Origin of the sequence: Aeromonas rivipollensis (assembly GCF_010974825.1) — a bacterium.
Taxonomy (GTDB): Bacteria; Pseudomonadota; Gammaproteobacteria; order Enterobacterales; family Aeromonadaceae; genus Aeromonas; species Aeromonas rivipollensis.
This window is the reverse complement of record NZ_JAAILA010000012.1, coordinates 176,084-194,165: the sequence shown is the minus strand read 5'-3', so window position 1 is coordinate 194,165 and position 18,082 is coordinate 176,084. Positions and strand designations below refer to the sequence as shown.

Sequence of the window (18,082 nt, the reverse complement as noted above, 5' to 3'; positions counted from 1 at the left end):
TCAACACATAACTGGGACAGAGCCTTTCTTATGCCTGCTGCTGGCGGTGCCAGCGAACATGGACCTCGTGTTCGCTCTGATCCCGGGGCAGCAGGAAGGTGGCGTAGATCACCTCGAACTCCTCCTGATGATCCAGCAAGCCGACCCACACCTCGGCCCAACGCTCCATGTCGACCGGCACGCCGAGTTCGGTCGACCAGTCGGCGTTGGGCAGGGTCGCCTCGACGGCGCCACGCTGCTCGAATTCGAGGGTGATGTCGACGATTTGTTCGGGGGCCAGCATGTCGGCGGCCTGCTCCAGAAACTGATCATAGGCCCACTCGACCAGCTGATCCGGGCTACGTTGTTCCATGAAATCACTCCAGATACGTCCAGGTTCGCCACTTTAACAATTATTGGGGATGGCGGCCAGCGCGTGAGGCTGGCAACCCCGTGCTGTCAAATGGCCGAAACAGGGGATAAGGTTAACAGAGCCGCCGCCATCGGGCGGCATGATGAGGCATCTGGGCAGCATGAAGCGACGACAGTACAGGCGGCAGATCAAGCGGCGACGGGAGACCTGGTGGTGGCACTATTTGCCGTTGCACCGGGAGGTCATCGGCGGCCATCTGGGGCCGGCCTCCGACACCGTCGACGAACCTAGCCGGCCTCGTGCACCCGGTTCAGGGTGACCTGGCCGAGCTGACTCATCTGGCGGCGGATCCAGGCCGAGCGCTGCTGCACATAGGGCGAGGGGGGCTTGACCCGGTAGCGCCAGGGATTGGGCAGGGCGGCGGCCAGCAAGGAAGCCTCGTAGCGGGTCAGGCGCGCCGCCGGTTTGCCGAAGTAGTGCCTGGCGGCGGCCTCTGCGCCATAGATGCCGGGCCCGAACTCCACTATGTTCAGGTACACCTCGAGGATGCGGGACTTGTCCCAGCCCAGCTCCATCAGCAGGGTGAACCAGGCCTCTATCCCCTTGCGCAGCAAGCTGCGATCGCTCCACATGAAGAGATTCTTCGCCGTCTGCTGGCTCAGGGTACTGGCCCCGCGCACCCGCCGGCTTTGCTGGTTGTGTTTGAGGGCCGAGCTGATGGCATCCATGTCGAAGCCGTTATGATCGGCGAAGCGCTGATCCTCGGCGGCGATCACCGCCAGTTGCAACTCTCGCGAAATGCGCTCGAGGGGTACCCAGTCGTGCTTGACCTCGGCCACCTTGGCGGGCGGAAACAACGCCCGCTCGAGGCGCCAGGTCCACATGGGGGGATCGATGAAGCGCAGCAGCGCCACCGAGACGATGGAGCTGACCAGCGCCGCCAGCAGCAGCTTGCCGAGCCAGCCCAGCAGGTGCCGCCAGCGCGTCGGTCTCACGGGCTCAGGCTCTGAGTCCCACTCATAGTGACCGGGATCGTCGGGATCCGGAATTATTGGGGCAGCCATTCGATGTGGCAGAACTTCTCGTCGACACGGCGGGAGAGCAGCATGCGGGCGAACAGGTGCTCATACTCTTGCTCGGCATTGCCAAGGCCAACCCAGATCTCGGCGTACTCGGCATCGCTCACGGCAAACCCCACGTCCGCTTCCCAGTCATCGGCGGGGTCGGTTTCCGCCAGCAGACCCCGATCGTTGAAGGCCTGGTTGAACAGGGCTATCTCCTGCTCGGGCAGGTTGTCCGAAGCCAGCTCCATGAAGAGTTCAAGGGCGGTATCGAGCAGTTCCTCGACGCTGTGCATTTCGTCATTCAAAGACATAAGACCTGTATTCCAGATGAGGGGGAGAGGTCCCGTCGGCAGGGCCGAGGGGGCGGGCAGTATTCTAGCTGGCCCCGCACGCCTTGGCGAGATGCCTCTGCGCCAGGCAATAAAAAACCGGATCCTGCTACAGGATCCGGTCTTCATTGAGGGAAGGGGTCACGCATGGGGCGTCAGCTCATCCCTTCTTGTCATCGGCGAAGGTGATGTTGAGCTCCAGTACCGACAGCTCGTCACTCTTCTTATCGAGCTGGACGGTGATCTTGTCCGGATCGATCTGCACATACTTGCGGATCACGTCGAGGAGATCCTGCTTGAGCTGGGGCAGGTAATCCGGCCCCCCTCTTGAAGAACGCTCGTGCGCGACTATGATCTGCAACCGCTCTTTGGCCAGTTGTGCGGTGTTTTGTTTCTTGTTGGAACGAAAATAATCCAATAATGACATGTTTAACTCCCGAACAGTCGGCTAAAGAAGCCCTTCTTTTCTTCTTCCAGAAAACGAAAATCCTTGGTGTCACCCAGCAGGCGGGCAACGGCGTCCTCATAGGCCTGACCGGCATCGGACTCCTTGTCCAGAATGACCGGCTCCCCCGAGTTGGAGGCGCGCAGCACCGCCTGGGACTCCGGGATCACCCCGAGCAGTTTGATGGCCAGGATCTCCTGCACATCCTGCACGCTCAGCATGTCGCCACGGCTGACGCGAGTCGGGCAGTAGCGGGTCAGCAGCAGGTGCTCCTTGATGGGGTCTTCCCCGCGCTCGGCGCGGCGGGACTTGGAGGCCAGGATGCCGAGGATGCGATCCGAGTCACGCACGGAAGAGACTTCCGGGTTGGTGGTGACTATGGCCTCGTCGGCGAAATAGAGCGCCATCAAGGCCCCCGCCTCGATGCCGGCCGGGGAGTCGCAGACGATGTAATCGAACTTCATTTCCGCCAGCTGATCCAGGATCTTCTCGACCCCTTCGCGGGTCAGGGCGTCCTTGTCCCGGGTCTGGGAGGCAGGCAGGATGAACAGATTCTCGGAACGCTTGTCCTTGATGAGGGCCTGGTTGAGGTTGGCCTCACCGTTGATCACATTGACGAAGTCATACACCACGCGCCGCTCGCAGCCCATGATGAGATCCAGGTTTCGCAGGCCAATGTCAAAATCGATGACCACTGTCTTGTGGCCACGCTGGGCCAAGCCGGTGCTCAGGGCCGCGCTGGTTGTGGTCTTGCCAACGCCACCTTTGCCCGATGTAACGACTATGATTCGCGCCATTCTCGCTTCCTTGTAACTCTATTTGATGCGGTCTATTCGGAGTTGTTCGTTGTCCAGCCGGATATGGACTGGCTCTTGTATCAGGCCTGCCGGCAGTGCGTCGCTGAGCTGGAAGGTGCCCGCGATGGAGAGCAGCTCGGCCTGCAATTGCTGGCAATAAATGCGGGCAAGGGGATTGCCCTTGGCCCCCGCGATGGCACGGCCACGCAGGGCGCCATAAATATGGATGCTGTCGTCGGCGATGACTTCGGCCCCCGGACTGACCGAGCCCAGCACCACCAGCGAGGTGCCGGCAGCATAGATCTGCTGGCCGGAGCGCACCGGCCCGACGTGGACCTTGGTCGGCTCCAGGGTCTGAACCGGGGCGACCTGGGCCACCTCCACGGGTTCAGGTGCTGGCGCCGGTGCCACAGGCTCGGCCTTGCGGCTCTTGCCCGACACCATGACGGCCAACCCGGCCGCCTTGGCCGCCGTCTTCATCGCCTCATCCCGCGCCCCCGTGATGCCGACCAGCACGAAATCTTCCGACTCGACCAGCTCCCTGAGCTGCTCGAAATCGGGGATATCGCTGAGGCGTTCCACATTGAGGACGAGGGGGGCACAATTAAAAAACTGGGGAGCCTGCGCGACCTTGGCCTCCAGCAGTTGTCGGATCCGGTCCGGATTGCCATCGCTGAGATGCAACACAGAAATAGTGAAGGTGGTCCCTTTCAATTCGTTATCGCGTTCAACCATGAATCTTCCCCGAACCGAGACGGTAATACGTTATTGTTATTCAATTCCTGATGTTATAGTTTGCCACCACCAGAGGCAATGAACCCGTCGGATTATATCAATTTCCATGTTGTGTGCAGTCTATAAAAGTCGCAAAAAAGCCGAGACCTATCTCTTTATTGAAAGAAGAGAGGACTTTTCCCGTGTGCCAGAGGCACTGATGAGTACCTTCGGACGCCCCGAGCTGGTCTTGATGACCAAGCTGGACCCGGCCAAGCCCCTGGGGATCGCCTCCACCGAGCGGGTGATGGCGGCCTTGCAGAGCCAGGGCTTCTACCTGCAGGTGCCGCCGCCACCGGAAAATTTGCTGGAGCAGCACAAGGCACAATTAAAAGGCTCCCGCTGATGCAGGGGAGGCTGGCACTGTTATTGTTGAGCGCACTATTAAGTGCACCCCTGGAGGCCAGCGTCGATTTTGACCATTATGTGACGAGTCTCAAACAGCAAGCCCTGGCGGCCGGCATCCAGCCTGCGACGGTAACGGCCGCTTTTGCCGATATTCGCCTCATAGAGGCGGCCATCAAGCACGACAAAAATCAGCCGGAATTCAAACTGACCCTGGATTCCTATATTCCCCGTGCCGTGCCCCAATGGAAAGTCAAGCAAGCCCGCGCCTTATATCGCCAGCATCTGCCGCTGCTCACGAAAATAGGCGATGAATATGGGGTGCAGCCCCGTTTTATTGTCGCCTTGTGGGGCATAGAAACCAATTTCGGCAAACTCACCGGTAATTTCCCGCTGGTCTCCTCCCTGGCGACCCTGGCCTGGGAAGGGCGACGGGAAGCCTTCTTCAAGGATCAGCTGTTCGATGCCCTGCGCATCATAGAGCAGGGGCACGTGAGCCCCGCCGCCTTCAAGGGCTCCTGGGCGGGGGCCATGGGGCAGGTGCAGTTCATGCCCTCGTCCTTCCTCAAGTACGCGGTCGATCAGGACGGGGATGGCAGGAAGGATCTGTGGGGCAATCTGGCGGATGTGTTTGGATCGGCAGCCAATTATCTGCACCAGAACGGCTGGCGCGAGGATCAGACCTGGGGACGGCGGGTGAGGGTGCCCGACTCCCTCAAGCCCGCCCTGTTTGGCCTGGAGCAGCGCAAGCCGCTCCAGGCCTGGCAGGCGCTCGGGGTGCGGCAACTGGATGGCTCACCCCTGCCCAACGTCGAGATGCAGGCCTCCCTCATCCGGCCCGATGACGTCCATGGTCGCAGTTATCTTGCCTATGACAATTATCGGGTGCTGCGCCACTGGAACCGCTCCCCCTATTTCGTGGTGGCGGTCGGCACCCTGGCGGATCGGATAGTGGAATAAAAGTGGAATAAAAGTGGAATAGAGGAGCGGAGCAAGTGCGGGATAAGAGTGGGATAAGAGCGGAATAAGATGGTGGGGTAGGTCGCCGAATAAGATAGCAAATTCATCCCTCCCCACTTTGACCCCTGACGGATGAGTTGTCCCCTTCCTCTTTATTCTTCATGTCAGTGCCTCTGCCCCTGAAAAAATGGCAGAAAAAAGGCGGGAATCTCTCCCGCCTTTTTTGCATCTACCGTTTGCCGCTTATTCGCAGGCAACCTGCATCACCTTGATGGCCAGGCCACCGCGGGAGGTCTCACGGTACTTGGAGTCCATGTCCTTGCCGGTGATGTACATGGTCTCGATGACCTTGTCCAGGGAGACACGGGGCTTGGAGGTACGACGCAGGGCCATGCGGGAGGAGTTGACCGCCTTCATGGCGGCGATGGCGTTGCGCTCGATGCAGGGCACCTGTACCTGGCCGGCGACCGGATCGCAGGTCAGACCCAGGTTGTGCTCCATGCCGATCTCGGCCGCTTCACACACCTGCTCCGGGCTGCCGCCCATGAGTTCGGTCAGGCCGGCGGCGGCCATGGAGCAGGAGACACCCACTTCACCCTGGCAACCCACTTCGGCACCTGAGATGGAGGCGTTCATCTTGTAGAGCATGCCGACGGCGGCGGCGGCCAGGTAGAAGCGGGTGTATTCGTCGCGGCCGACCGGCTGGATGAACTTGTCGTAGTAGGCCAGCACGGCCGGGATGATGCCTGCGGCGCCATTGGTCGGGGCGGTGACGACGCGGCCACCGGCGGCGTTCTCTTCACTCACCGCGAGAGCGAACATGTTGACCCAGTCGACGATGCTCATGGGATCGTTGGAGAGATGCTCGTTGGTGGTCAGCTGACGGTAGAGGGGAGCGGCACGGCGCGGCACCCGCAGCGGGCCGGCCAGGACACCCTCGGTGCGGCAGCCGCGCTCTATCCCTTCACGCATGGTGGTCCAGATCTTGCCGAGCTTCTTGTAGATCTCTTCCGGGGTGTTGAAGCACTTCTCGTTCTCCAGCATCAGGGCGGAGATGGAGAGACCGGTCTGGCCGCAGTGGGCGAGCAGCTCGGCGGCGCTCTTGAAGGGGTAGTTGACGGTCATGTCGCCGCTGTCGGCCTTGCCGAAGCTCTCTTCGTCGACGATGAAGCCACCGCCGATGGAGTAATAGGTCTTGCTGTAGATGGCCTCGTCTTCGATGAAGGCGGTCAGCTTCATGCCGTTCTCATGCAGGGGCAGGGCCTCGTCATGGAACACCATGGCGCCTTTCGGGAAGCTGACGGTGTGGCAGTGCAGGCCTATGGGCAGACGACCGGTCTGCTCGACCCGGGAGATGAATTCAGGAATGCCGTCGATGTCGACATTTTCCGGCAGGTTGCCGGCCAGTCCCATGATGATGGCGGTGTCGGTGTGGTGGCCTTTGCCGGTCCAGGAGAGGGAGCCATAGACGTCAACCTGGATCCGGGTGATGTCACGGATCTTGCCGCTAGCACGCAGATCATCCACGAACTGTTTGGCTGCTTTCATCGGGCCTACAGTGTGGGAAGAGGAGGGGCCAACACCGATTTTGAAGATATCAAAAACGCTGATCATGTAACAATTACCTCAGGGTAGAAGGGGGCGCCATGCCCGCTCGCAGAAAGGGTGATCCATGGGACGGGTCTGTCGTCACAAAGGCCAGGGAACCAGATAACCGCAGTGTAACGGCTTCCTGCCTAAAAAAAGTTGAAATAGATCTATTTTTGTTGAATTCACGGCGCGAGTATAAAATTTATTTTGATGGTTATCCATTTTGTTAAGCGCAAGGCAAACGTTTTGCGAAAAAATACCCGGCCAGGCCGGGTATCTGAGGGTCATCTGAGGTCGTTTTTACCCAGGCTTAACATTCGGTGATGTTGACGGCGAGGCCGCCGCGGGCTGTCTCCTTGTACTTGGTCTTCATGTCGTTGCCGGTTTCCCACATGGTCCTGATCACCTTGTCCAGGGAGACCTTGTGCTCGCCTGTGCCACGCAGGGCCAGGCGGGCGGCGTTGATCGCCTTGACCGCCCCCATGGCGTTGCGCTCTATGCAGGGCACCTGCACCAGGCCGCCGATGGGATCGCAGGTCAAACCCAGGTTGTGTTCCATGCCGATCTCGGCGGCGTTCTCGACCACGGCCGGGCTGCCGCCCTGCAGCTCGGCCAGGGCGCCGGCGGCCATGGAGCAGGCGACCCCCACTTCTCCCTGGCAACCCACCTCGGCCCCCGACAGGGAGGCGTTCTTCTTATATAAGATGCCGATGGCGGCGGCGGTGAGGAAGTACTGCATCAGCAGCTCATCATCCACCTTGCGCACGAAGCGATCGTAATAGTGCAGCACGGCGGGGATGATGCCGGCGGCGCCGTTGGTGGGGGCTGTCACCACCCGGCCACCGGCGGCATTCTCCTCGTTGACGGCCAGGGCAAACAGGTCCACCCACTCCATCACCATCAGGGGATCCTTGTTGAAGTTGGTCTCGCCGCAGAGCTGGCGATAGAGGGCAGGGGCGCGGCGCTTCACCTTGAGCCCCCCCGGCAACACCCCCTCGCTCCTGCAACCGCGCTCGACACAGCCCTGCATCGCCTGCCAGATCTTGCGCAGGCCCGCCTTTATCTCGGCTTCGCTGCGAAACACCTTCTCATTGGCCAGCATCAATCCCGAGATGGAGAGGCCGCTCTCCTGGCAGTGGGCCAGCAGCTGGGCCCCGCTCTCGAACGGATAGGGGACGGGGTGGGCGGCATCGAAGCGGGCGGCCTCTTCCCGGGCGTTGGCGAAGTGGCTCTCCTCTATGATGAAGCCGCCACCGATGGAGTAGTAGGTCTGCTCGAACAGCAGGCTGTCGCCCGCGAAGGCGCGCAGTGTCATGCCGTTGGAGTGGGCGGGCAGGGTCTTGCGCCGATTGAAGATGATGGCACCGACGCGGGGGAACTGGCTCGGTTGCTCCCCTCCCAGCCGCAGGGTCTGGCTGTGCTCCACCTGATCGAGGAAGGCGGGGATGGCCTCGATGTCCACGGATTCGGGTTCAAAGCCGGCCAGCCCCAGGATGATGGCCTTGCCGGTGCCATGCCCCTTGCCGGTCTGGCCGAGGGAGCCGTAGCACTCGACCACGACGCGTTCGGTGCGGGAGAGGAGTGCACTCTGCTTGAGGGTGTGCACGAAGGCGCAGGCTGCCCGCATCGGCCCCACTGTGTGGGAGGAGGAGGGACCAATCCCGATGGAAAACAGGTCGAAGACACTGATCATGACGTACTCCGATTATGGATTTCGTCTAAACATTGTAAATTTTTTGTAGTCGATGAAAAGGGGGGAAGCAACAGCCTGTGATGGCGGTGTGGAAATGGGGCAAAACAGGGGGATCAGGGGCGCCAGGAGGAGCGGATCTGCATCTCATGGCCCCCCTGAGGGGCTATCAGTCGAGGAACTCGCACAGGTAGGCGGTGGCTGTCTTCACTTCCAGCTTGAAGGAGGAGTGACCGGCCACGTCGAAGGACTCGCCCTGATGGTAGCTGTGCCACTCGTCTTCATCGGCCAGCTGGATGCGAAGGACACCCTTGACCACTGTCATTCGCTCCGGGGCGGCGGTGTTGAACTGGTAATCACCCGCTTCCATCACGCCGACCGTGGCTTTCTCGCCTTTTTGCTCGAAACCGATAGATTTAACATTTCCGTCAAAATATTCGTTAACTTTCAGCATCTTTTCTTCCCTGTATGCACGTTTGCAAAGCAAAAGTAGCACATTATTTTGGCGATTGTCATGGTGAAATAGGGGAAAAACGGTGAGTTTCTTGTGGGTCTCAACTTTGTGAAAAATCATAAAAATTCGTTTCGTTCAGGGATCACGATGTTAAACGGGTAATAAATATGAGATAAAGCGCGCCGCCAGAGCAATGGAGAGGATTTGACGCTCTGGGTGGTCATTTACGCTGCAACAGTGTGAGTAATTGCTTAATAAAGGAACATTCTGTGTTGACAAAAGGATTAATTAAAAATATCGGCTTCCAGGTTGTGGTCGCCATGATCCTGGGGGCGCTGGTGGGTGCCCTCATGGGTGAGCAGGCGACCGTCTTCGCCCCCCTAGGTACGCTCTTCATCCAGCTGATCAAGATGCTGGTGATCCCGCTGGTGGCGGTCGCCATCCTGTCCGGGGCCGCCAATCTGGGGGCCAGCCCGGCCGCGGGCAAGATAGGGGTGACCACGCTCGCCTTCTTCCTCGGTACCTCCGCCCTGGCGGTGCTGCTGGCGCTGGTGATGGGTCAAATCTTCAAGCCCGGTGTCGGGGTCGATTTCGGCTCCACGGCCGCCATGTTTGCCGGTGACTACGCCGACAAGGGCGCCCTGCCAGACGCCGTGGCTACCCTGCTTGGGATGATCCCGACCAATGTGTTCAGCGCCCTGAACGAGGCGAACATACTGCAGATCCTGGTGTTCTGCATGTTCCTCGGCATAGCACTGGCCAAGCAGCCCCGCGAGCGCGCCAAGCCGCTGGTGGATGGCCTCAACACCCTGGTGGACGCCTTCGTCTGGATGATTAACAAGGTGATGCTGATTGCCCCCATCGGGGTCTTCGGTCTGATGGCCGATGCCATCGGCACCTATGGCTTCGACGTGCTGACCCTGGTGCTCAAGCTGTTCGTGGTCTATGTTGCCGCCATCCTCATCTTCGGCTTCGTGGTCTACCCGCTGCTGATCGCCTTCTTCTCCAACACGCCGGTGCGCAAGTACTTCTCGGCGATGAAGAAGCCGCAGATAGTGGCCTTCTCCACCGCCTCGTCCATGGCGACCCTGCCGGTCAACATGGAGACCTGCGAGCACGAGCTGAAGGTGACCAACGCCACCGCCTCCTTCGTGCTGCCGCTGGGTGCCACCATCAACATGAGCGGCAACGCCATCTATTACGGTCTGGTGGCCATCTTCTTCGCCCAGGTCTACAACATCGATCTCAGCATGGGCGCCTGGGCGGCCATCATAGTCACCTCGACCCTGGGTGCCATCGGTCAGGCCGGCGTGCCGGGCCCGAGCTTCCTGGTGGTGGCCGTGCTGCTGGCGGCCGGCATCCCCATCGAGGGGCTGCCGCTGCTGTTCGCACTGGATCGCCTGTTCGACATGATACGTACCGCCCTCAACATCACCGGCGATGCGGCTTGCGCCATCATAGTCGATCGCTACAGCCCGGATTACGATCCGAACCGCTGGAGCAAGGAAGCCTGAGACCAGGCCCACTGCCATGAATGACAAGAGGGAGGCGCAAGCCTCCCTCTTTCTATTTTCCTGGGGCCGCGATGGCTGCCCCTCCCTTGCCCATTCAGGGGGTCAGCTGGCCCAGTGCCTGCCGGCAGCGCTGCTCGGCGGCCTCCAGCTCCAGCAAGACCATCTGGATATCTTCCAGCTGCTGCTGCAGGGTCTCCCGCTTGTCGGCCACCAGCCCCAGCATGGTCTGCAACTGGGAGCGGCTGCTCTTGTCCGCGTCATAGAGATCGAACAGCTCGCGGATGTCCGCGAGGCTGAAGCCCAGCCGTTTGCCACGCAGGGTCAGCTTGAGGCGCACCCTGTCCTGACGGCTGTAGATCCGGGTCTGCCCCTGGCGCGTCGGGTTCAGCAGGCCCTGATCCTCGTAGAAACGGATACTGCGGGTGGTCACATCGAATTCACGGGCCAGCTCGCTGATGCTGAAGGTCCGGGCGTCATCCTTGGATTTGGTCATAGGGCTGTCTTGGCTGTCATCTGGTTGTCAATGCAGGCTGGCACCTTACCCAAACGTCAACTTCCCCGCAAGTCTTGTTCCGGGGACGGCGGCGGCATATGTTATCCCAATGTAACAAGGAGAGTGCGATTGATGGATATAGTGATTGTGGCGGCCAAACGTACCCCCATGGGGGCCTTTCAAGGAGCCTTGAGCGCCCTGAGTGCGCCCGAGCTTGGCGCCTGCGCCATCCGCGCCGCCCTGGCGGCAGCCGGGATAGACGCAACTCGGGTCGATGAGGTCTATCTGGGCAATGTGCTGAGCGCCGGGGTCGGGCAGGCACCGGCCCGTCAGGCGGCGCTCAAGGCCGGGCTGCCGGACAGCGTGCCCTGCACCACCATCAACAAGGTGTGCGGCTCCGGCATGAAGGCGGTGATGCTCGCGGCAGACGGGCTGCGGCTGGGGGAGGTGGATGTGGTGGTGGCGGGCGGCATGGAGAGCATGAGCCGGGCCCCCTATCTGCTGGACAAGGCGCGCAGCGGTTTTCGCATGGGCCACCAGAGCGTGCTGGATCACATGTTCCTCGACGGCTTGCAGGATGCCTACGAGGGGCACCTGATGGGCCACTACGCCCAGCTGAGCGCGGACAGGGCCGGGCTGACCCGGGCCGACATGGATGCCTTCGCCATCGCCTCTCTGGAGCGGGCCCTGGCGGCGCAGCGAAGCGGCGCCTTCGGGGCAGAGCTGGCGCCCGTGATGGCGGCAGACACCCTGCTGCTGGCTGACGACGAACAACCGGGGAAGGCCAGGCCCGACAAGATACCGACCCTGAAACCGGCCTTCAGCAAGACGGGCACCATCACGGCGGCCAATGCCAGCTCCATCTCGGACGGGGCGGCGGCACTGGTGTTGATGCGGGCCGAGACCGCCGAGCGCCTGGGTTTGCCCGTGCTGGCCAGGGTAGTGGGATACCAGAACCATGCAGCCCTGCCGGCGGAGTTTACCAGTGCCCCCGTGGGGGCCATCGACAAGCTGCTGGCCCGGGTGGGCTGGTCGGTGGAGGAGGTGGACCTGTTCGAGGTGAACGAGGCCTTCGCCATGGTGAGCATGCTGGCCATGGCGGGGTGCCAGATCCCCCATCACAAGTTGAACGTGAACGGGGGGGCCTGCGCCCTGGGCCATCCCCTGGGGGCCAGCGGTGCCCGCATCCTGGTCACCCTGATCCACGCCCTGCACACGCGGGGCCTGCGGCGAGGGGTGGCGAGCCTGTGCATCGGCGGCGGGGAGGCGACCGCCATGGCCATCGAACTGGGCTGAGGAGTCGCACCCAAGGCGCTTGCCGATAAATGCACAACGTCCCTCATGCAGGGACGTTGTCATTTTCGGGGAGGGATAGGTGACACCGGGGAGTGGGTTCAGTCCGTCCCTTCCATGGCCTGGAGCTGCTGATTGACCCAGGTGGTGGCGGCCAGATAGAGGTGGCTGACCTTCTCTTCATTGAGCCCCAGGCGGGCAGTGCTGGCGGCGATCCGTTGCCAGTTGGCCTTCTCGTAGTCTTCACAAAACGCCAGGTAGAACCCCAGATTGCCCTTGCGCTCCAGCAGGGCGGCGCGGATCTCGGCGGTCAGAGGTATGGTGCCGAGCAGCTGATCCAGCGGTTGCCCCATCAGCACGTCCAGCAGGGAGAAGAGCCCGGTGATGAAGGCTTGCTGCGCCTGCTGGGTGGGGGCATGGGTCTGTGCCAGCAGCTCGCAGAAGCGGGCCCGGATGAGGGACATCTGGTATAGCTCGGCACTCTTGTCGTGACCGGCGCTGGTGGCGGCGATCAGGGCCACGAAACGCTTGAGCTGGGCGTGCCCCAGGGAGCTGGCGGCCTGGCGAAACGAGGCGATGGGCTGGGGAAAGCGCTTGAGGTGATTGACGTAGCGCAGCAGCTTGAGGGAGAGGGATAGATCCTGGTTGAGCAGCTGCTCTATCTTGTCCAGATCCGGCTCGGCCTGATTGACCACTTTCAGCAGCTGCATCACCACCAGCTGGGTCGGGGGCATGGTGGTTTGCTGCACCATCTGGGGCCGGCTGAAGAAGAAGCCCTGGAACAACTCGACCCCGAGCCCCTTCATCCGTTCAAACTCGTCCTTGTCCTCCACCTTTTCGGCGAGGTAGGTGAGCGGCAGGTGGCTATGGGTCAGCATGAACTTCTCTATGCTGGCGAGCGGTGTGGCCCGCAGATCGAACTTGATGATGTGGATATAGGGCAGGAACCTGTCCCAGGCCGGGACCAGGGTGAAGTCATCCAGCGCCAGCCGATAGCCCAGCCCGTGGAGCTGGATCACCTTGTCCAGCAGGGCATCGTCGGGCTCGGCATCTTCCAGTATCTCGATCACCACCTTGTCCTGGGGCAGGCACTCGGCCAGGCCGTCCAGCAGCAGGGAGTGGGGAAAGTTGATGAAACAGGGGTGGCCGCCAAGCAGCTGATCGATGTTCTGTTGCAGGAATTGCTCCGTCACCAGTCGCGAGGTGGCCAGCTGGGCGGAGATGGGGGGAAACACATTATCCAGGCTGTCGCGAAACAGCAGCTCATAGGCATGGGTCTTCAATTCCCGATCCAGGATGGGCTGCCTTGCTACATAGGAATACATGCATTTCTCCAGCATGGGTGAAGGCTTGATTCTATGGTGAAGCGGATCACTATGCCAGTGCCGACCGGGTCGAAAGGGTCAGCAACTGGCATAGTATTGCCAGGGGTGGCGGGATCAGAAGAGGTAGTTGAGCTGCAGGCCGGCCAGCCAGGCATCCCCTTCCGAGGTGCCCTGGAAGGTGGAGGTGGTTTGCGCTACCCCGGGTCTGAGCTGCATGGTTTCGTTCACCTCGACCTTCTTGCCGTCGATCAGGGTCAGCCCCAGATCAAGCGACAGGTTGCGGTCTATCTGGTAACCCACACCGGCGCTGTACCATATCCGATCCGAATCCGGGATGGAGATGGTGCGGCGATCGGCGGGAACCGGGCTGCGATCATAGGCCAGGCCGGAGCGAAGCTGCCACTTCGGAGCCAGCTGATAGGTCAGGCCGAGGGCGTAGCGCCAGCTGTCTTCCCAGTGCTCGTCCTTGATGTGCATGGTGCCATGGTGATCGAGCTCGGATTCGAGCTGCACGAACTTGCTCCAGTTGGTCCAGTTGATGCTCGAATGCAGCGCCAGGGTCGGGGTCAGCTGATGGAACAGAGCCAGCTCCGCGGTGGCGGGCAGGGGCAAGTCCAGGGTGCCGGTGTCGGTGAAGGTGCGGCCCAGCAGATCGGTGCCGACGGCATCCCCGGAGAGGGTCAGGTTGACGTCATGGCGATAGGAGAGGCCGATGCGGGTGGCAGGGGACAACTCCAGCAGGGTGCCGAGATGCCAGCCAAGGGCCCAGCCATCCCCCTTGAGGTGCTTGGCAATCTTGTTGTTGGAGGGGAAGGTACCGCCCACTTCCCCTTCGCCATGGATGGCGGAGAGGCCGGCGCCGATCGACCAGTTCCGGTTGATGCGATAGGCCAGGGAGGCACCGAGATCCACCGTCTTGATGTCGGAGACGTTGCCGAAGTGACCGGCGTTGTAGTTGTCCGGCATCTGGACGCCGAGGCCATAGTAGGAGGTGGCCGCCAGCCCCAGCCACCACTGATCATTCAGGGGCAGGATAAGATAGGCGTTGGGCACCCAGGCACCGTCCGCGATGTCGTTGGCGCTCGCATCCAGGGTCACCGGCCCCTGGGTGGTGGGGACCCGGGTCACCCCCTCGATGTTGACGTCAGGCTGGATATGAATGACGCCGCCGGAGAAGGCGGTGCGCTTGAAACGGGTCATGGCGGCGGCGTTACGGGCGAGCACGCTGGCGTTGTCGGCGATGGCTGCCTCCCCGGCGAAGGCGCGACCCATGCCGGTGGCCGATTGCTCCGCCAGCTGGAATCCGGCCGCCAGGACCTGACCAGGCAGCAAGATCAGGGCGATAAGGGAGGGCTTGATGGTCGACTGCATTGCTTTTCCTCGGGATGAACTGAGGGTTCATTCTGTGATTCGGTTGGGGGCGGGATTTTATATGGTATGACCAGTAAGGCAACGGGGGCGGGGGCCGAGAGGGCAAAACGGGATTAAATGCTGGAGGTGTCGACTCTAATAGCTTGATAAAAAACAAAAAGAGTACAGCTGTTTGCTACAGCTGTGCGCTGAGATGGGGATGTCGCATAAAAAAAGAGCGCCCGGAGGCGCTCTGTTTGATCGCGATGAAATCAGAATTTCATGTTGAACTGGGCGGATGCCAGCAAGGCGTTGCCGTGGGAGGTACCCTTCCAGCGTACCGGATCGGTATGGCTGGTCAGACCTTCGTTCACGTCCACTTCCTTGCCGTCCAGGTAGGCCATGCCGAAATCGACGCTCATGTCCTGATCGATGTGGTAGGTGGCGCCGGCGCTGTACCAGACACGGTCGGAGTCAGGAATGCTCAGGCTGCGGTATTCCGGCTCGATCGGGCTGTTGTCGTAGGCGAAGCCGATGCGGGCTTCCCAGGACGGGTTGACGTACCAGGTACCACCGATGGCGTAGCGGGCGGAATCCTTGAACTTCTCGTCTTTTTGCAGGCAGATCCCACCGGCGCAGGAGTTGCTGGTGGCCTTGAGCTCCTGGAAGGCGCTCCAGTCGGTCCAGTTGACGGAGTAGTGCACCGCGAACTGCTGGTTCAGACGGTGGTAACCGGCGAACTCGGCCTGGGCAGGCAGATCCAGTTTCAGGTTGCCATCGACGGTCTTGTAACCTGAGGTCAGCCCCTTGAAGTCGCCGTCAAAGCTCAGGTCTACCTGGGAGCGGTAGGTCAGGGCCAGGCGGTTGTTGTCGTTGATCTCGTACAGGGCGCCGACGTTCCAGCCAAAGCCCCAGGTGTCACCCTTGAGGTGAGCGATGGCGGTGTCGCTGTTGTGCGGCACGCCGGTTTTGGCGGTCAGGCCAGGTGCCAGGGCTCCGGCATAGCGGTTCAGCTCGGCCTGGGCATAGACGGCATTGACACCGGCACCCACGCTGAAGTTGGAGTTGATGCGGTAGGCGATGTTGGGGTTGATGTTGAAGGTCAACAGCTCGGTATCACCGGCACCGGCACCGGCCGGGAAGGTCTTGGAGTACTCGGTAGCGAGGCCGTAGTTGGAGAAGAGGCCAATCCCCCAGGCCCACTGATCGTTCAGGGGCTGGATGAAGTAGGTGGCCGGCACGAAGGCATCGGGGGCGATGTCGCTCTCGCTGGAGGAGGCCAGCTTGGCCGGACCGGCATAGATGTCACCCGCGACATCCACGTCGGGCTTGATATAGGTACCGGAAACAGACAGTGCCATCTTGTCGAAGGTGGTCATGGCGGCCGGGTTGCGGGACAGCACGGACGCGTTGTCGGCGATGGCGGCTTCACCGGCATAGGCGCGGCCCAGACCGGAGGCCGAGTGTTCGTTCAGCTGGAACGCGGCGGCGAAGGTCTGAGTGCTGGCCAGGGTGACGGCCGCGGCGATCAGGCTTTTCTTGAAAAAGGCAGTTGTCATAGTGTTCTCTCTTTGTAAGCAGATTTTCTGTCGATATCAGGGCTCTTTGGCCGCTATAGACGACAAGATCTGTTGTTATGTCAGCTTCTTCCCATTCACTTCTGGCGTGATTCTATGGATCTGGTAGGAGGTAAGAAATCAGACCAGTGACAGCAGAATACATAAAAGTTTCCATTGTGTTAATCATTTGTTTTAACTTGCCGTTTAAATAGTCTGTTTTATCCATTATTGGATAAATAACATACAATGAGCTCCTTTTGAATCGTTCAAAAAAAAGTGTAAAAATGTGACTTCAGGTGGGTATCAGGCGGGAAGTTGTCGGGATTCTGAGATGAACAGGCAGACAACGACCGTGTCTGCCTGTGATATGGAAGTGACCGGGGCCCGGTCAGCCCCAGTCAAGATCTGTTAAATGGACCAGTGCAAACGTGACTCAAGCTGCTGGGCAACCGGGGCCAATGACTCCTGCATGTCTCCAATCAGCACCATATTTGCCCCCTTGAGCGGGAGTATCTCCCCCTTGAGGGTGCCGTCTGCAAAATCGGGCTGGATAGTGAGTGGCACATGCTTGGGCACCAGGAACAGGGTGACCGGGCCCATCTTGCCCTGGATCACCATGTGCAGGGCCGGCCCCTGATAAAAGGCACAGTGATTGACATAGGTGATCTTCATGCCGGGCATGTCCATCAGGGTGGCGCCATATTTTTCCATCTTGGCGTTGATGGTCTGCAGGCTCACCTTCTCATCCACCCCCTGGATGAAGGGCTCCTCCCCATAGACGTGGGCCATGGCTACCTGGGCCAGCGACAGCGGCTCCGATGCCGGTGGCCAGTTGATCCAGCGGGTACTCATGCCGAGCAGGAAGGCGACCGATGCCGCCATGGCGAGGGGGCGCCAGCCGGTGCCTTTGGCCGGGGAGGGCAGTGGCACCACCACATCGTCACTCGCTTCCATCGCCTGGCGGAGCAAGATCCGCTCGGCGAGACCGGCGGGCACCTCGACCTCCATCGCCCGTTGCAGGCTGCGATCGAGCTGCTTCATCTCGTCCAGGTGCTTGCGATTGGCGACAGACGCCTCTGCCGCGGCGAGGAAGGCAGGATCCCTGTCCGAGGGATGGGTGATGGCCCGGCGGCGAAATTCAAGCTCATCCATTGGTGTGACCTCTCTGTTGCTGCGCAGCCTCCATGGCCTCTTTGATCTGGTTGCGAGCCCGGAACAGCCGCGTCATGACGGTGTTCTTGTTCAGGCCGAGCTGGGCGGCGATCTCCTCGCCGCTGAACCCCCCGAGCACCTGCAACAGCAGGGGCTCCTGATACTCGGCGGGCAGGCGGGCTATGTGGCGCCGAAGCCACTCGTGCTCCATCTCCTGCTCGCTGTGCAGCGCATCCTGATCGCTTTGGGGATGCTCGTCGAGATCGATGAGATCGAACTGCTTGCGCTCGAAGCGCCGGGCATTTTCCCGCCGCAATATGGTGATGAGCCAGGCCTTGGCGGCCTTGTCATCGATCAGGGAGTCGATCGCCTTCCAGGCCCGCAGGAAGGTCTCCTGCACCAGATCCTCGGCGACTTGCGGATCCCGGCACAGCCAGTAGGCGTAGCGGTAGATGTCCCCGTGCAGGGCATGCACCAGGGCCTCGTATTTCGTTTGTTTGTCTGCCATATCCCCATAGACCGGGGTGGCAGAGGGATCCTTTCCCGTTCCCGCCTTTTTTTTTCTAAAAAAACCTAACGTCATGAATGCGATTCCT

The 18,082-nt window shown here is 60.9% G+C and carries 19 protein-coding genes; 4 read left to right on the top strand and 15 right to left on the bottom strand.

Annotation, left to right across the window (positions count from 1 at the left end; all coding sequences use genetic code 11):
- Positions 1-28: 28 nt before the first annotated feature.
- The 6 genes from G4923_RS09700 to minC all read right to left on the bottom strand — a co-directional run bounded on the left by G4923_RS09700 (position 29) and on the right by minC (position 3,722).
- Positions 29-352, bottom strand: a complete 324-nt coding sequence (locus tag G4923_RS09700; protein WP_005331685.1) for an HI1450 family dsDNA-mimic protein — start codon at positions 350-352, stop codon at positions 29-31.
- A 287-nt stretch (positions 353-639) separates the two neighbouring features.
- Positions 640-1,347: a monofunctional biosynthetic peptidoglycan transglycosylase gene (mtgA, locus tag G4923_RS09695; RefSeq protein ID WP_338120449.1), complete on the bottom strand. Its 708-nt coding sequence runs from the start codon at positions 1,345-1,347 to the stop codon at positions 640-642.
- 53 nt (positions 1,348-1,400) lie between these two features.
- Positions 1,401-1,727: an HI1450 family dsDNA-mimic protein gene (locus tag G4923_RS09690; protein ID WP_041205707.1), complete on the bottom strand. Its 327-nt coding sequence runs from the start codon at positions 1,725-1,727 to the stop codon at positions 1,401-1,403.
- A gap of 178 nt (positions 1,728-1,905) precedes the next feature.
- Positions 1,906-2,172: a cell division topological specificity factor MinE gene (gene minE / locus G4923_RS09685; RefSeq protein WP_005311265.1), complete on the bottom strand. Its 267-nt coding sequence runs from the start codon at positions 2,170-2,172 to the stop codon at positions 1,906-1,908.
- Positions 2,173-2,174: 2 nt separating this feature from the next.
- Positions 2,175-2,987 carry a septum site-determining protein MinD gene (minD, locus tag G4923_RS09680; RefSeq protein WP_098984135.1) on the bottom strand — a complete coding sequence of 271 codons (813 nt, stop codon included), beginning with the start codon at positions 2,985-2,987 and terminating at the stop codon, positions 2,175-2,177.
- An 18-nt stretch (positions 2,988-3,005) separates the two neighbouring features.
- Entirely contained in the window at positions 3,006-3,722 is a 717-nt protein-coding gene (minC, locus tag G4923_RS09675; protein WP_139745465.1) for a septum site-determining protein MinC, read from the bottom strand.
- Positions 3,723-3,828: 106 nt separating this feature from the next.
- Between minC and G4923_RS09670 the strand changes: the two genes are divergently transcribed.
- Both G4923_RS09670 and G4923_RS09665 read left to right on the top strand, forming a co-directional pair.
- Positions 3,829-4,107 (top strand): YcgL domain-containing protein, encoded by a 279-nt coding sequence (locus tag G4923_RS09670; protein ID WP_106886864.1) that lies wholly within the window; start codon positions 3,829-3,831, stop codon positions 4,105-4,107.
- A complete protein-coding gene (locus G4923_RS09665; RefSeq protein ID WP_111912698.1) occupies positions 4,107-5,066 on the top strand; it encodes a lytic murein transglycosylase in 960 nt (319 codons plus the stop codon). Before G4923_RS09670 ends, G4923_RS09665 begins: the two co-directional genes overlap by 1 nt.
- Positions 5,067-5,309: 243 nt before the next feature.
- Here the strand turns inward: G4923_RS09665 and G4923_RS09660 are convergent, their stop codons facing one another.
- The 3 genes from G4923_RS09660 to ppnP all read right to left on the bottom strand — a co-directional run bounded on the left by G4923_RS09660 (position 5,310) and on the right by ppnP (position 8,800).
- Entirely contained in the window at positions 5,310-6,680 is a 1,371-nt protein-coding gene (locus G4923_RS09660; RefSeq protein ID WP_025326890.1) for an L-serine ammonia-lyase, read from the bottom strand.
- A gap of 286 nt (positions 6,681-6,966) precedes the next feature.
- A complete protein-coding gene (locus G4923_RS09655; RefSeq protein WP_163136839.1) occupies positions 6,967-8,349 on the bottom strand; it encodes an L-serine ammonia-lyase in 1,383 nt (460 codons plus the stop codon).
- Positions 8,350-8,515: 166 nt separating this feature from the next.
- Positions 8,516-8,800 carry a pyrimidine/purine nucleoside phosphorylase gene (gene ppnP, locus G4923_RS09650; protein WP_162520159.1) on the bottom strand — a complete coding sequence of 95 codons (285 nt, stop codon included), beginning with the start codon at positions 8,798-8,800 and terminating at the stop codon, positions 8,516-8,518.
- Between the two features lie 269 nt (positions 8,801-9,069).
- Between ppnP and G4923_RS09645 the strand changes: the two genes are divergently transcribed.
- Entirely contained in the window at positions 9,070-10,314 is a 1,245-nt protein-coding gene (locus G4923_RS09645; protein WP_106886861.1) for a dicarboxylate/amino acid:cation symporter, read from the top strand.
- 94 nt (positions 10,315-10,408) lie between these two features.
- Here G4923_RS09645 and G4923_RS09640 read toward each other — a convergent pair whose 3' ends face one another.
- A complete protein-coding gene (locus G4923_RS09640; RefSeq protein ID WP_005325128.1) occupies positions 10,409-10,807 on the bottom strand; it encodes a MerR family transcriptional regulator in 399 nt (132 codons plus the stop codon).
- Between the two features lie 132 nt (positions 10,808-10,939).
- On the opposite strand from G4923_RS09640, the gene G4923_RS09635 reads away from it, so the two are divergent.
- Positions 10,940-12,103 carry a thiolase family protein gene (locus G4923_RS09635; RefSeq protein WP_163136837.1) on the top strand — a complete coding sequence of 388 codons (1,164 nt, stop codon included), beginning with the start codon at positions 10,940-10,942 and terminating at the stop codon, positions 12,101-12,103.
- A gap of 98 nt (positions 12,104-12,201) precedes the next feature.
- Here G4923_RS09635 and G4923_RS09630 read toward each other — a convergent pair whose 3' ends face one another.
- The 5 genes from G4923_RS09630 to G4923_RS09610 all read right to left on the bottom strand — a co-directional run bounded on the left by G4923_RS09630 (position 12,202) and on the right by G4923_RS09610 (position 18,069).
- Positions 12,202-13,425: an EAL and HDOD domain-containing protein gene (locus tag G4923_RS09630; RefSeq protein ID WP_106886859.1), complete on the bottom strand. Its 1,224-nt coding sequence runs from the start codon at positions 13,423-13,425 to the stop codon at positions 12,202-12,204.
- A 114-nt stretch (positions 13,426-13,539) separates the two neighbouring features.
- The gene (locus tag G4923_RS09625) at positions 13,540-14,796 is read right to left on the bottom strand and encodes an OmpP1/FadL family transporter (RefSeq protein ID WP_163136835.1); all 1,257 of its coding nucleotides are present in this window, start codon (positions 14,794-14,796) and stop codon (positions 13,540-13,542) included.
- 251 nt (positions 14,797-15,047) lie between these two features.
- On the bottom strand, positions 15,048-16,334 hold the full coding sequence (locus G4923_RS09620) for an outer membrane protein transport protein (protein ID WP_106886857.1): 1,287 nt from the start codon (positions 16,332-16,334) through the stop codon (positions 15,048-15,050).
- Positions 16,335-16,742: 408 nt separating this feature from the next.
- Positions 16,743-17,486 carry a DUF3379 domain-containing protein gene (locus G4923_RS09615; RefSeq protein WP_163136833.1) on the bottom strand — a complete coding sequence of 248 codons (744 nt, stop codon included), beginning with the start codon at positions 17,484-17,486 and terminating at the stop codon, positions 16,743-16,745.
- Entirely contained in the window at positions 17,479-18,069 is a 591-nt protein-coding gene (locus G4923_RS09610) for a sigma-70 family RNA polymerase sigma factor (RefSeq protein WP_163136831.1), read from the bottom strand. Before G4923_RS09610 ends, G4923_RS09615 begins: the two co-directional genes overlap by 8 nt.
- Between the last annotated feature and the right edge of the window lie 13 nt (positions 18,070-18,082).